10 protein-coding genes are annotated in these 14,073 nt (G+C 67.0%); 5 read left to right on the forward strand and 5 right to left on the reverse strand.

Annotated features, from left to right (window positions below):
* Positions 1-11: 11 nt before the first annotated feature.
* Positions 12-953, reverse strand: coding sequence for an endonuclease/exonuclease/phosphatase family protein (locus ACP15I_RS20925; protein ID WP_424976541.1), 942 nt, complete (start codon positions 951-953; stop codon positions 12-14).
* Positions 954-1,244: 291 nt separating this feature from the next.
* Between ACP15I_RS20925 and ACP15I_RS20930 the strand changes: the two genes are divergently transcribed.
* The 5 genes from ACP15I_RS20930 to ACP15I_RS20950 all read left to right on the forward strand — a co-directional run bounded on the left by ACP15I_RS20930 (position 1,245) and on the right by ACP15I_RS20950 (position 9,448).
* Positions 1,245-2,678 (forward strand): O-antigen ligase family protein, encoded by a 1,434-nt coding sequence (locus ACP15I_RS20930; protein WP_424976542.1) that lies wholly within the window; start codon positions 1,245-1,247, stop codon positions 2,676-2,678.
* A complete protein-coding gene (locus tag ACP15I_RS20935; RefSeq protein WP_424976543.1) occupies positions 2,675-3,559 on the forward strand; it encodes a glycosyltransferase family 2 protein in 885 nt (294 codons plus the stop codon). Before ACP15I_RS20930 ends, ACP15I_RS20935 begins: the two co-directional genes overlap by 4 nt.
* Positions 3,538-4,854 (forward strand): right-handed parallel beta-helix repeat-containing protein, encoded by a 1,317-nt coding sequence (locus ACP15I_RS20940; RefSeq protein WP_424976544.1) that lies wholly within the window; start codon positions 3,538-3,540, stop codon positions 4,852-4,854. The genes ACP15I_RS20935 and ACP15I_RS20940 overlap by 22 nt, the downstream gene beginning before the upstream one ends.
* A gap of 300 nt (positions 4,855-5,154) precedes the next feature.
* On the forward strand, positions 5,155-6,687 hold the full coding sequence (locus ACP15I_RS20945) for an oligosaccharide flippase family protein (RefSeq protein ID WP_424968565.1): 1,533 nt from the start codon (positions 5,155-5,157) through the stop codon (positions 6,685-6,687).
* Positions 6,688-7,078: 391 nt separating this feature from the next.
* Complete coding sequence (locus ACP15I_RS20950; protein ID WP_424976545.1) at positions 7,079-9,448, forward strand: hypothetical protein; 2,370 nt, start codon at positions 7,079-7,081, stop codon at positions 9,446-9,448.
* 87 nt (positions 9,449-9,535) lie between these two features.
* On the opposite strand, the gene ACP15I_RS20955 is transcribed toward ACP15I_RS20950, so the two are convergent.
* The 4 genes from ACP15I_RS20955 to ACP15I_RS20970 form a co-directional block, all read right to left on the reverse strand.
* Positions 9,536-10,474, reverse strand: a complete 939-nt coding sequence (locus ACP15I_RS20955; protein WP_424976546.1) for a glycosyltransferase family 2 protein — start codon at positions 10,472-10,474, stop codon at positions 9,536-9,538.
* A gap of 169 nt (positions 10,475-10,643) precedes the next feature.
* Positions 10,644-12,089: a mannose-1-phosphate guanylyltransferase/mannose-6-phosphate isomerase gene (locus tag ACP15I_RS20960; protein ID WP_424976547.1), complete on the reverse strand. Its 1,446-nt coding sequence runs from the start codon at positions 12,087-12,089 to the stop codon at positions 10,644-10,646.
* A gap of 237 nt (positions 12,090-12,326) precedes the next feature.
* A complete protein-coding gene (locus tag ACP15I_RS20965) occupies positions 12,327-13,277 on the reverse strand; it encodes a glycosyltransferase family 2 protein (RefSeq protein WP_424976548.1) in 951 nt (316 codons plus the stop codon).
* Positions 13,270-14,067 carry an ABC transporter permease gene (locus tag ACP15I_RS20970; RefSeq protein ID WP_424976549.1) on the reverse strand — a complete coding sequence of 266 codons (798 nt, stop codon included), beginning with the start codon at positions 14,065-14,067 and terminating at the stop codon, positions 13,270-13,272. Before ACP15I_RS20970 ends, ACP15I_RS20965 begins: the two co-directional genes overlap by 8 nt.
* Positions 14,068-14,073: the final 6 nt, after the last annotated feature.

The raw sequence follows: 14,073 nt of genomic DNA on the forward strand, positions 1-14,073 counted from the left end.
CCCGTGGCGGCTCATGCGCCGCCGGGCCAGCGGATCCGGGCCAGCAGCCCGCGATGGTTCGAGCCGAGCCCCGCGCCCCAGGGCCTGACCGGGCCCAGCACCGCCCCGTCCCGCACCAGCAGATGATCGATCGGCAGGCCAAGGCCGCCCGCCCCGGCGGGCCATGTGGCCACGGGCCAACCCGGCGCGCGCGCGCCGGTCTCGGCGCGGATGCGCTGCATCGGACGGCTCCAGGGGGTGGCGTTGAAATCCCCCATCACCAGAAGCGGGCCCTCCGCCGCGGCGGAGCGGTCCAGCAGGTACCACAGATCCACATCGAAGAAGCCGTGATACCAGGGCTTGGTCAGATGGGCGGCCACCACCGAGAGGGGCGCGCCCTTTGCGGGCTGGATCGCAAAAGCCGCAAGCCGCCCCTTGCGCGCGCCATCGATCATCTCGGCCCGGTCCGGCACGAAGGGATGCCGCGACAGCACGAGGGTCGCGCAGACCCGCCCGCGACAGCCGAGCTGGTGGGGATAGGTCCCGGCCAGCTTCTCCAGCACCGGGCGCAGGGGGCTGGCCTCGGCGAGCACCACCAGATCGGCACCGCTCCCGATCAGGGCCTCGGCCAGTGTCTCGGGCGGGGTCGCGTTGTCTTGATAGAGATTGAACCACAGCACCTGCAGCCCGGATCCCGTGGAAACCGCATCCTCTGCCGGGGCCGGAGCGGTGCGCAGGGGCCAGAGCAACAGCCCCGCCGCCAGCAGCGCCATACCCCCCAGCGCGACCCCACTGCGCCGGGCCCCCAGCCCGGCCAGGCAGAGGCCCAGGCAGGCCCCGAACCCCAGCATATGCAGGGAGAGACTGTCGAAAATCCGCCCGAACGTGCCGAGGATCCCGGTCTCGGGCCAGACCAGGGCCGTCGCGCCGATCCCGATCGATCCGACCGCCAGGGCCCCCAGGATTCCGGTCATTGCGCCGCGGGCAAAGGGGCTCATGGGCGGATCTCTTCCGATCGGGCGGAAACCGGGCCGCCCCGCGACTGCGCCGCATGGGATTGACAGGGCGGATCTGTTAGCCAGTTAACCTTAGAAACCTTGTTTGTAACGGTCTGTTTTGCTAACACGTCTTCAGTATTATCGCCTGGATCGACGGGGCTATCGGCTTGACCGATCCCTTGTGACGATCGCGCCGCTCCATGAACAGACCGAGGAAGATCTGTGACAGCGCTGGACACACGGATTCCAGATGCGTCTCGCCTCCGCTTGCAGGGCGATGCGACCCGGGCCCAATCCTCCGGTCCCTTGCTGGTGCTGTTCATCATCACCATCCTGACGCCCGCATCCTTTGAACTGGCTGGTTTCCTGTTGTCGCCAACCCGGCTCTTCCTGCTGGTGGCGACGGTTCCCTTTGCCCTGAAGGTCATGTCCGGACAGGCGGGTCGCTTCACGATAGTCGACCTGTTCTTCCTGCTCCACGGGGTCTGGATCATTATTTCGCTGACCGTGATCGAGGGGCCGTCGCGTATTCCCTTTGCCGGGATCACGGCGGTGGAACTGACGGGCGGGTATTTCGTCGGCCGGGTGCTGGTCCAGGATGCCATTGGCTATCGGCGCCTGTTCCGGATCATCCTGATCGCGCTGCTGGTGCTGATGCCTTTCGTGCTCATCGAGCTGATCACCGGGAAACTGGTGATCCCGGACCTGCTGCGTCCGTATTTCGAGACCCCCTTCCGGGGGCGCAGCGCCTATGGGCGCCTGGGGATGGAACGGGTCTATGGCGTGTTCGATCACCCCATCCTGTGGGGGCTGTTCTGCTCGCTGACCCTGGCCAATTTCGTCGCCCTGGCGCGGGGGAACCTGGTCAAGATCGGGATCGGAGTGGGCCTGTCGCTCTTCACGACGATGATGGCGCTGTCTTCGGCCCCCCTGCTGGCCTGCCTGCTGCAGCTTGGGTTGCTGGGCTGGGCCTGGATCAGCCGGGGGCGGTGGAAGGCCCTGATCATCATCACGGCCGTGCTCTATGTGGGGGTCGACCTGCTATCGGCCCGGACGCCGGTGACGATCCTGATCGACTCGCTCACCTTCAACCCGCTTACCGGCTATACCCGGATCGCGATCTTCGATGCGGGCTGGGCCGCCGTGCAGAGCAGCCCGATCTTCGGCATCGGCTTCAATGACTGGCCACGGCCCCATTGGCTGACCTCCTCGGTGGACAATTTCTGGCTGCTCACCTCCATGCGCTACGGCATCGTGGGGGCGGTGCTGTTGCTCGTGGCCTTCGTGGCCCATATCTGGTTGCTCTCACGGGCCACTCTGGCCGACCCGGAGGTTGCCGCCATTCGCATCGGCCATGCGGTGGCCCTGATCGGGATCAGCCTGACGATCGTGACCGTGCATATCTGGGGCAACATGTCGGTCTTCACGATGTTCTATCTGGGGGCAGGGGCGTGGATGTATGCCTCTCCGCAGGCCGCGACCGCCCCGGATGCGGCGGGGGAGGCCGGGGGCGGCCCGGCCGCGCAGCCACAAGCCGCGCGCTATTCGCGTTTCGCCCCGAACGCCAGAGAGCCACAGACCGGCGGCCCCGCCTCTGCCGGGACAGAGCCCGAGAGCCCGGAGCCGCAAGTGACCCGTGCAGGGTCCCTCCGGCGATCCCGTTTCACCGATACGACTCCGCGAAAGGACAGCACAGCATGAGTGCCCCACAGGTCAGTGTGATCATTCCCTGCCACAACCGAGAGGACACGGTGGCCGAGGCCGTCCAGAGTGTTCTGGACCAGGATTTCACCGATCTGGATGTGATCGTGGTCGATGACGCCTCGACGGATGCCACCATGGATGTGGTGCGCGCGATGACCGATCCCCGGGTGCGGGTGTCGAGCAATCCCGGCCCGCGCGGCCCCTCGGCGGCCCGCAATCACGGGGTGGCCCTGACCGAGGCCCCCTGGATCGCCTTTCAGGACAGTGATGACGTCTGGATGCAGGACAAGCTGCGCCAGCAGATGGCCCGGCTTGAGAACAGTGACTTCGTGGCCGCCTATTGCGGTATGCTGGTCAAGGCCGATGCCCGCCCCGAAACGGCGGTGCAGGCGCGGTTTCCCGATCCGGCCACTGCGCCGCTGGAGGGGGATATCCTGCCCAGCCTGACCCGGGGCAGCTATATCTCGACCCAGATGCTGATCATCCGCCGGGATGTGTTCCAGGCCGTGGGCGGGTTCGACGAGGACCTGCGCGCCCTGGTCGATTGGGAACTGATGCTGCGCGTGGCCCAGCAGGGGCCCGTGGCCTTCGTGGATGAGGATCTGGTCGTGCAGCGCATGTCGGACAACTCGATCACACGATCCAGCCAGAAACGCCTGGCCGCGCAGGAATATGTCCTGTCCAAGCATGAAGCGCTTCTGGCCCGGTATCCCGATGCCCTCGCCCGGCACCATCATCGCATTGCCGGCGGGCATCGCATGTTCCGGAACTGGAAGGCCGCCGCGCGTCATGCGGCCCTGGCCGTGCGGGCCACGCCGACCAATCCGCGCTATCTGGCCTATGCGGGATACCTGCGGTGCCGGGCGCTTCTGGCGTGACAGGCGGGGCTGTCTCGCGCGCCGGCCTGGTGCTCGCCGCGATCTGCGCCTTGACCAGTGCTGTGCTGGCCCGGGATGTCCATGTGGCCCCCGGGGCGGATGAGGCGCAGGCCGATGGCAGTGTCGAGGCGCCGTTCCCCACCGTGCACAAGGCCCTGCGCAGCGGCGTGGTCGCCGGGGGAGACCGGGTGGTCCTGCGCGATGGGGCCTATGGACAGATCAAGATCGCCAAGGCCGATTACGACCCCCCCGTGGAGATCGTCGCCCAGACTCCGGGGCAGGTCCATGCCGAGCAATTGCTGGTGCGGGACAGCCACGGGCTGCGGTTTCACGACCTGTCGGTCTGGCCCCTGCGCCCGGCCACCAAGCCCGGCAATCTCGTGGAGGTGGATCGGACCTCCAGCGATGTCGCCATCATCGGCTTTGATGTGCGCGGCAACGCCACAGCGCCCGAGGATTATCTGAACTGGAGCGCCGAGCAGTGGCTGGTGGACTGGCGCGCCAACGGCATCCGGGTCGATGGCGATGACAGTGTCGTGCGCGACAGCGTGGTCACCGCCGTGACCTTTGGCATCACGACCACAGGTGCCCGGGCCGAGGTTCGGGACAATCGGGTGGACGGGTTCAGTGGCGATGGGCTGCGCGGCCTGGGCAATGGCTCGGTGTTCGCGGGCAACCATGTTCAGAACGCGGTGTCCGTGGATGACAACCATGATGATGGCTTTCAGACCTGGGCCACCCATGAGGATCCCGATGGGCGCAAGAGCGTCTCGGATATCCTTGTCGAGAACAACACCATCCTGGAATGGGTCGGTCCCGCAGATCACCCCCTGCGCAGCAAGCTGCAGGGGATCAGCCTGTTCGACGGCATCTATCGCAACATTGTCATCCGCAACAATCTGGTCGCGGTCGATGCGTTTCACGGGATCTCGGTCTATGCCGGGACCGACAGCCTGATTGCCAATAACACGGTGGTCAATATCAGTGGCACGCCCGCGGACCACCCCTGGATCCTGCTGCGCGACAATCGCAATGGCTGGAAATCCGGGAATGTGGAGGTGCGCAACAATGTGGCCATGGCCTTTCAGGGGGTCGCCAACTGGCAGGAGAGCAATCTGGGGATCCGGGTGCCAAGCGTCTTTTTCGCGGCTCCTCTGGATCGGGATTTCCGCCCCAAGCCCGGGGGGCCGTTGATCGGGGCCGGAAGCCGGGACGCCGCCGTGCCCACGGATCTGCAAGGCACCCCGCGCGCCGACCCGCCGACGCTCGGCGCCTTCGAGGCCGGTGCCAGATAGCCGCGCCACCCTCCGGAACGGCAGACAGGGCGGTCCCGCAGGGCCAGTGCAAGGCCGGTACACGGGCAGTGCTTGGGCCGATGCAAGGGGCGGGCGGGGCCCAGTTCTGATCCCAGTCCGGATCCCCTTTGTCTCTCGTAGGGGCGATCCCGCCAGCATCCGCCCCCTTGTCGGGCACAGCCACGCGGGAGGCGGTGTCAGATCGTCGCGCGTTGCGTGATGATTTTGTAACCCCTTGCAGATTACACGACTATGCGAAGGTCCGCATAGACAGGACAGCAACGCCCCGGGAATGCGGTCATGACGAGTTCTTCTTCTCCAGATACCGACCAGGATCGGGCCGATCCCCGTGACCAGGTCTTTGATGTCACCGGCGTGACCAAGGGGCTGGGCTCGCGCACCGGGCGATCCGCCATCACGGTGCTGCTCTTTGCGGCGGCCAAGATCATCGTGGCGCTGGGATCGACCGCGGTGCTGGCCCGTCTGGTCCCGCCCGAACAGCAGGCGGTGATCGCCATGGCCATGCCCGCCATCCTGATTGCCACGGGATTGTCGGAATTCGGGCTGGCGCAGGCGGTGGTCCAACGCCCCCATGTGACCCATCAGCTGGCCTCGACCCTGCTCTGGACCAATGTGGCGCTTGGGGCGACCCTGTCCATCGCGGTGGCGCTTCTGGGCGGCCCTGCGGCAGTGTTCTACGACGTGCCGGAGGCCGCGCAGGTCTTTGTCTGGATGTCGCCCTATATCTTCCTGTCCGTGCTGACCGCGCAATATGTGGCCATCCTGCGCCGCCAGATGCGGATCCGGCAGATCGAGATCGGCGGCTTCGGCGCAGCCTGCCTCGCCGCAGTCATGGCAATCGGGGCGGCTCTGGCGGGGGCGGGATACTGGGCGCTGGTGATCCAGCTGGTCATGACCGAAGTGCTGAACCTGCTCTATCTGCTGGTGCTGATCCGCTGGCTGCCCTCCAGCCCACTGAAATACAAGTTTCAGGAGGCGCGCAGCGCCCTGAGCTTCGGCGGCTATCTCGCCGCGGAGCGCCTGCTCGGAGAGTTCGCGCGCTCCATACAGCTGGTGGTGATCGGGCGGCTTTTCGCCCCGACCGATGCCGCCCTGTTCTACCGGGCCCAGACCATTGCCCAGATGCCCCAGCGGCGGATCATTTCGCCCCTGTCCGGGGCGTTCATCCCCTCGCTCAGCCGTTTGCAGGATGACCGGGCCGAGTTCCAGAGCATGTATATGCGCCAGGTGACCCGCGCCAATCTGGTGATGGTGCCGATCGGCCTTCTGGTCTGTTCCTGTGCGGATGTCCTTGTGCGGATCCTGCTGGGGCCGGACTGGACCGGGGTGGTGCCATTGCTGGCATGGCTTGGCCTGCTGCCGATGACCGCCCTGACCCTGAGCAGTTTCCTCTGGACGCTGGTGGCCTGTGGACGCAGCAAGCAGCTGTTTCTAGCCCGGCTGGCCGGAACCGGCCTGTTGCTCGCAGCCCTGTTCACCGGGGCCCAGTTCGGCGTGGTCGGGCTGGTGGCGGGTTATATGCTGGCGCTGGTCTTCGGGATGGTGCCTTTGATGGCGGTCGTGTCCCTGCGCTACACCCCGCTGACGCTGGACACCGTGCGACGGACCTTTCTTGGCGAGGCGGTCTTCGCGGCAGGGTCCCTGGCGCTCCTGCTGGGATTGCGGGACTGGCTGCAGCTGGAGACGATGTTCTTCGAGCTGCTGATCACCGGGGCGGTTCTGGCCGCGCTGGTCGGTCTGCGTCTGGCCTTCAACGTCGAGATGCGCCGGGATGTGATGAAGGCGTTGAAAGTGCCCACGATGCGCAAGTAGCGCCGCCCGGACCGGCCCGGATCACCACCGGGCAGAGCCCCGGCACCGCGCGCGCCCAGGGCACCGTACGGTGACTTCAGCACTTGTTCATGGCGGCCCTCTAGCTTGAGGGCATGCGTTCCGGAGACCTGGGTGTCACCTCCCCGCGGTCCCGCACGCGCATGCAACGCGCCCCTTGGCCGGTTCCGGCAGGGCTTACTTTCCGAGTCTGACAGATCGCGACCACCTGGCCCTGGCCCGGAGTGTCAGGCTGTCGCCATCGCCATGTCCGGACCGTTCAGGTCTTTTCGCACTCAAAGGGATCCAGCATGCCCGTTTCCTCTCCTCTCTCCGCCCGACACAGAATGGCCCGCCAGATTGTGCCCGCCTCTTCCCTGATGGAGCAGATCGGATGATCGGATTCGCAATTTCTGTCGTACCGGCCCAATTGGCGGGGGAGGCTCCGGTCCTTGTCATCACGGCGCAGGGCTCTCTTGATCTCACGCCGGTGACGGAGGGGCAGACCGCGCAGGAGGCTGTGCCGGCAGCCCTGCTCTCGCCCGGCAATTTTGCCAGTTCAGAGGGTCAGATCACCTCGGTGACAGCGCTCTATCAAAGCGATGGCGCGGCGGTTCCGGCCTCTCACATCCTGCAGGAAGGGAGCGTTCTGGATCTCACGCTGACCGTCTCGGATGACGCCGGCAACCAGCGCCTGTTCAGCACATCCGTGACCGTGGCGGCGCGTCCCGTGGATTCCTCCCCCCTGAGCATGGTGTCCGGGGATGGCTGGCAGGCGGTATGGCCCGCACCACCCGCCGACGTCACTGGCAGTCAGGCGCTTGTGACCCGTACAGGCTTTGACACGAGCGGCGCCGAGACGACCTTTGACGAGGTCATCGCCATCACCGCGCGGGTCCGCGAGCCCGGCGAGGCCACCCCCACGGCGGACATGGTCGCCCTGAGCGATTATGTCTATGCGAGCGATACGCTTGGCGGGGCCACAAACAGCTCCGGCCGGATGCCGCCCCATGCGCAATTCGCTTGGCTGGTCCCGGATCGTCAGGAGGTCGGCGCCGGACAGAACAGCGTCTCGCTCCGGATCGCCGTGGCGCATCGCCATGCGCGCAAGGGCCAGCCCGTGGCCGGCGTGCGGTTCATCGTGCGGGATCATCTGGGGGCCGAGGCCAGTCTTCTGGTCACGGATTGCCTGCCGGTGCCATATGCCAGCAGCGGCTATACGGCCTGCGCCTATGAAGGCACCGTGGATATCTCCTCCCTGTCCTCGGCCGGGGCAAGGGGGAATACCTTCACCATCGACGCCGAATTCCTGCCCTGGGTCGGGAGCATGCATCGGGTCAGCGACATCACCGCCGGCAAGCCCGCATCCGAAAACAGCGTGCTGACCTTCGGCAACAACCGCAACAACTGGCGCCAGACCCTCTATGCCTATGTGGATCCGGCCGCGGGGGGCGGCGCAGCGGTCTCGACGGATCCGGTAGCCGCGGCGGCCACCCCTTTTGCAACGACCGCCCTTGCCTCGGCGGCGCTGCGCAACTGGCATGACGCCAATACCGGACGGGGTGCGATTGATGGCTCGGTGATGCGGCTTGTCGAGGCCGTCCATACCCATTCGGTGATGCCGAACCGGGTCTGCGACGACTATTGCATGACCATTGAGGGCGTGCCGGGCAGCACACCGGCCAATGTGATCTATCAGGATGCCGGGTCCAGCACCAATACCAGCTTCCCCGAGAAGGTGCGCGTGCGGAACCTCACAATCCGGCGCAGGACCGCCTCGGCCATTCGCATGATCGACGCGGGCACCAGCGCGCGGGCCACCTATCTCGCGATGCAGAATGTCACGATTGATGATGGTGGCTTTGCCCCGACAGCCAATTTCTTCTGGCGCTATGACGCCTCCTATTTCGAGGACTGCACCCAGGAGAGCGGCCAGGTCGGCGCCCAGAAGATCATCGGCTGCGCCGGCAATTTCCTGGCCCCGTCCACCGTGGCCTGCGTGGCCAGCCGGATCCCGAATGGCCAGATTTCCCCGAACACGGCCGGCCGGGCAGATGGTCTTTTCGTGGGCTGGAGCTTCATCTCCGCGCATCGCAGCGATTACCTGCAGGCCCTGGCCATCAACCATACCACGACCACGCTCGGCATCGGGTTGATCGGCAATGTCTTCGAGGTGTTCGGCAATGGCGGCTCGGGGCCGGGGTTCCTGATCAATGGCGATGGCAACACGGATAGCAGCGAAAACATCACCCTGATCGGGAACACCTTCCTCGGGGGGCGCGCGAATATCAGTTACACCGATGCAGGCGGCGCGACCCGGCGCGACCACCTGACGGTCATGCGCTTCAATATCTTCTACGAGCGCAACACGAAGGCAGGCGATTTCTTCGGCTACCAGAGCGGGGGCACGGACCCGGCCCGGGTGGGCAACTGGAACATCCGCTACGAGGTCGGCGCCCATGGCAACACCATCCTCAAGGGGGAAAGCCGGGACAATGGCGACAGGGCCTTCTATCCGCTCTCGTGGATTGGCGACATCGCGTCCGACGGCACGCAGGCGGGCACCACCATCGCCCCGCTCGAGGTCGCGTTTGCCAATGACCAGAGTGGGACCAATGGCCAGGGCAACGGGGATTACACCCCCTCTGTCACAACCCAGTTGGCCCAGATCCCCGAGGACCTGCGGCCCTATGGCTCTGACATGATGGGTCGGGCCCTGCCTGCGGATGGCAGTGCGGTGGCCGGGGCCCTGCAGCGGGCCTGAGACCAGGGCCGGGATCCGGATCGCCCGGTTCCCGGTCTTGTGGCCCATCGGGGCGCATCGGGCTGTCGCGGCAAGCCCCCGGACGTCTCAGGTATTGAGCGGCCGCTCTCCGAAAACGGCCTGGCGCAGCATCCAGCCTGCGCGCAGGACACGCAGCCGGATCAGCACACCGATGCACGGCCCGCGTTCGCCTGCGGCCAGGGCCGGATGGCGCAGCACCCGCGGGATATGCAGCGGTGCCGAGGCCAGTACGGCCCCCGCGCGCAAGGCCCAGCGGAGGCGCGAGACCAGATCCGTGCCACCGGCAAAGTAATTCTCCGCCGTGGTCCGCTTCCATTTGCGGCGCAGGGCCGACCAGTCATTGCGGGTCGGGTGGCCGACCCCCAGCTCCGGGTGATAGGCGATGGGCCAGCCCCGGGCCACGGCGCGCTGACACCAGTCGCTATCCTCCACCACGGTGCCGTCGAACGGCCCGGTATCCTCAAAGACCTTGCGGGTGGTCAGCAGATTGGCCGTCACCGAGAAGTTCTTGCGGGTGACATACTGCTCCTGGGGGAAGGCGAAGACCGTCTCGAAGGCTTCGGCCCCCGAGCGGGGCGGCGGGGTCTCGTCAAAGACATCGACCCGCCCGCCGATGATCCCGTCCCAACCGCTCAGATCCAGCGCCGTTTTCAGCCAGTCGGGATCGGGCACGCAATCGGCATCGATGAAGAACAGGCAAGGCGCCGTGCTCTCGCGCACGCCGGTATTGCGGGCCGGGGCCGCGCCCTTTTGCGGCTCGCTCAGAAACCGGGCCTGGGGAAAATCGGCCCGGATCGGGTCCAGGTCCTGGGTCGAGCCATTGTCGATCACCACAAGGTCCACGGGCCCCGGCCCGTCCCCTTGGGTCAGGGCCGCGATCTGGGGCACAAGCGCCGCAAGACAGGTGCGCAGCCGCACCACGTCATTGTAATGGGGAATGATGATCGCCGCCTGCTGGCCCTGGGTGGGCGGGGTAGAACCGGGATCGGAGGACGGGGTGGACATGGGGATGTGCTCCACGGCTGGTCACGGGGGCTGGTCACAGGCCGCGACTCGATGCCGGGCCGGGGCAGTTTTCGCTCTTGTCCCCCATGGCAGGCGGGCAGGCAACTCGGACCGGTGCCGCAGGTGCGAAAGGAACAGGATCAGACAGGGTTTGCCGCCTCTCGTGGCGCTATTCCGCGCAGGCCCGGGCATAAAGGTCCTCGTGGCGAATGATGTCATCCTCGCCGAGATAGGTGCCGGTCTGCACCTCGATCAGCACAACGGGCACCTTGCCCGGGTTCTCGAGCCGGTGCCGCGCCCCCAGAGGGATGTGGATCGACTGGCTCTCGGCCACGAGCCGGGCCTCGTTGCCCACGGTGACCTGGGCCGTGCCCTCGACGACGATCCAGTGCTCGGCCCGGTGCAGATGGGATTGCAGCGAGAGCGCACCGCCCGGCTTGACCACGATCCGCTTGACCTGAAACCGCTCGGACAGGGCGAGGGTCTCGAACCAGCCCCAGGGACGGTAATCCCGGGCAAAGGTCTCGGCCTGACGGGCGCGCTTGACCTTGAGCGTGTCGACCACGTCGCGCACCTCCTGCGTGCGGGAGGCATCGGCCACCAGCACCGCATCGGGCAGGGCCACGACCACCGTATCCTTGAGGCCAAGCCCCACCACCTCGAGCCCGTCCGCCCCGGAATGCAGCAGGGTGGTGTCGCAATCCAGCGCCGTGGCCGGGCCTTCGGTGACCACGCCGCGGGCATCGGGACCGGCCTGACGCCAGACCGCCTCCCAGTCGCCCAGATCGGACCAGGCCCCGTCATAGGGCGCCACGCTGAGGTTTTCGGCCCGCTCCATCACCCCGTGATCGATCGAGATCTCGGGCACCCGGGCCCAGGGCACCGGGTCGAGCCGGTAGAAGTTCAGATCCGCCCGCGCCCCCGCAACCGCCTCGGCCACCGGGTCGAGCAGGGCGGGCAGATGGGCGGCCACCGCGGCGCGCAGGGTCGCCACCGAGAAGAGGAAGATGCCCGCATTCCACAGATACCCGCCCGCATCGAGCATGGCCTCCGCACGGGCGGTATCGGGTTTTTCCACGAAGCCCCGCAGGGGGCGCACGCTCTGGTCGGTCTCGCCGGGGGCGGGCGGGACCGGGTCGAGCCAGCCATAGCCCGTCTCCGCCCGGTGCGGGGCGATGCCGAAGGTGACGATGCGGCCCGCCCGGACAGCGGGGACCGCCCCGGCCACGGTCTCGGCAAAGCCGGCCGCATCGGGGATCACATGATCCGAAGGCATCACCAGCATCAGCGCCTCGGGATCCGCCGCCTCCAGCCAGAGGGCGGCGGCCAGCACCGCGGGGCCAGTATTGCGCGCGGCGGGCTCGATCAGGAGGGTCGCCTCCTCTTGCCCGATCCCGGCCAGCTGCTCGGCGGCGATGAAGCGGAAGTCTTCGCCCGTGACGACGACCGGCGGGGCGATCTGCCCGTCTGCGGCCCCCGCGAGCCGCCCTGCCGCGGCCTGAAACAGGCTGTGATCCGCCCCGGCCAGGGGGGCGAATTGCTTGGGGTAGCTCTTGCGCGAGAGGGGCCAGAGCCGGGTGCCCGACCCGCCGCACAGGATGACAGGGGTGATCATGGTCGTGTCGGCTCCTCGCCGGAAGACAGTCGTTAAGATCTCGATAACGGCTCGAAGTTAACCAATCATTAGCCAGTCCCGGCAAGCCCGTCCTGCCCCCATGGATCCAGGCGCGCAAACCCGCTCAGGGGGCGGCTCCGGGCGCCCGATCAAAGGCCCCCAGTCAAAGTCCCAGTCAAAGCCCCGATCAGACCCGCCAGTCAGAGGCCCCAGTTACAGTCCCGGTTAGAGGCCCGATCAGATCCGGCCGGTCAGGGCCAGAAGGGTCAGCGCCGCGCGCCCCGCCGGGCTGTCACGCCGAATGCCCGCCTCGCGCAAGGCCCGCACCCGGCGCGGGCCCGCCCGGCCCATATCCGCCCGCAGCCGCGCCACCTGTGCCCGGTGGTCCGGGGTCAGATGCTCGGCCACGGCCCAGAGGGCGGCGAGATTGTCCTGCACCCAGCCGCGATAGGTGCCGTTCACGCTCAGCCAGATCCGGCGCAGCCCGGCCCGCGCCCCGCGATGGGCGCCCAGCACATTGCCCTCATGCTGACGGTAATAGAGCCGCTGGCCCCGGTCATAGACCACGGTTCCGCCCGCGCCGGTGATCAGCAGATAGAGCCACCAGTCGTGATAGGGCACCGGGCCCGGGGGCGTGGCGCGGCGCACCAGATCCGCCGCGGCCGGGCTGAGCGCCACGGTATTGCCCGCGATGATGTTCTGCACCAGCGCGTTCTCGAACCCCGGATCCGCGCCACGGCTGCGGATCTGGCGGATCGGGGTGAGGGCCGGGTCGGTCAGCACCGTATTGGCCGCATAGAGCACGCAGGCCTCCGCCGGATGGCGCGCCAGATGGGCCTGCGCCTGGGCCAGCCGGTCGGGCATCCAGACGTCATCCTGATCCGAAAGCGCGATCACCGCCCCGTCCCGGGGCAGCTCCGGATGGCACAGGAGCGACAGGAAATTCGCCGCAGCCCCCTGGCCCGGCCCCTCCAGCAGGCGGATCTGCCGGGTCGGGTGATCGGCGGCAAAACCGGCCAGCACCGCGCGCGTGTCATCCTGCGAGCCGTCATCGGAAACCCAGAGCGACCAGTCCCCATGGGTCTGGTCGGCGAAGCTGTCGAGCTGGGCCCGCAGATGCCGCCCGCCATTATAGGTGCCCATGAGAATGCGGATATGCGCGCCGCCCTGCGGGGCGGGCTCAGGCATTGTTCAGGACTTCGCGGTGATAGCGGCGCAGGAAGACGAGACCCGTCACCATCAACACCCCGCTGACCACGAAGACATAGGTCGGGCTGACATAGGAGGCGTCATAGCCGACATAGAAGGCGCTGCGCATGATCCCGGTCAGATGCACCGTGGGCAGATACCACAGGTAGTCGCGTACGAGATCCGGGACCGACTCGTACAGAAAGAAGATACAGGACAGGATGAAGAGCGGACGCGTGAGGATCGACCAGACCCGCTGCCAGACCGGGAACATGGAAAACAGAAAGCAGTTCATCGTCCCGACACCCAGCGCGAGCGCCATGGTCATGGCAAAACCGAGGGCGATCCGGTCAAGCTCCAGCGTGGTTCGCGTGTCGAAGAACAGCAGGATCCCGGTGAAGATGATATAGGCCACCATCAGCTGGGTCAGCGTGTTCAGGATGAACCGCGCGATCAGCGCATCGATATAGGTGACGCCCGGATAGGCCAGCAATTGTCGCGAGAACAGGATCGACAGGGCCAGCTTGCCGCTCACATCCAGAAACATCAGGAAGGGGATCAGGCCCGTGGCATAGAAGATCACGAACACGGTCCCCATGGGCGGCGACTTGAAGCCCGCCGAGAAGACCAGGGTCAGCAGGGCAATCCCGCCCACGGGCTCCAGCACGGCCCAGATATACCCCCCCGGCGACCGGCCATAGGTGGTCGCCATCTCGCGCAGCATCAGGGCAATGATGGTGCGCAGGGTGGCAAAGGGCCGTCGCCCCACCGGACGCAGCTTCGGTGTCAACGGCGG

This window comes from Dinoroseobacter sp. S124A (assembly GCF_049801015.1).
Taxonomy (GTDB): Bacteria; Pseudomonadota; Alphaproteobacteria; order Rhodobacterales; family Rhodobacteraceae; genus Dinoroseobacter.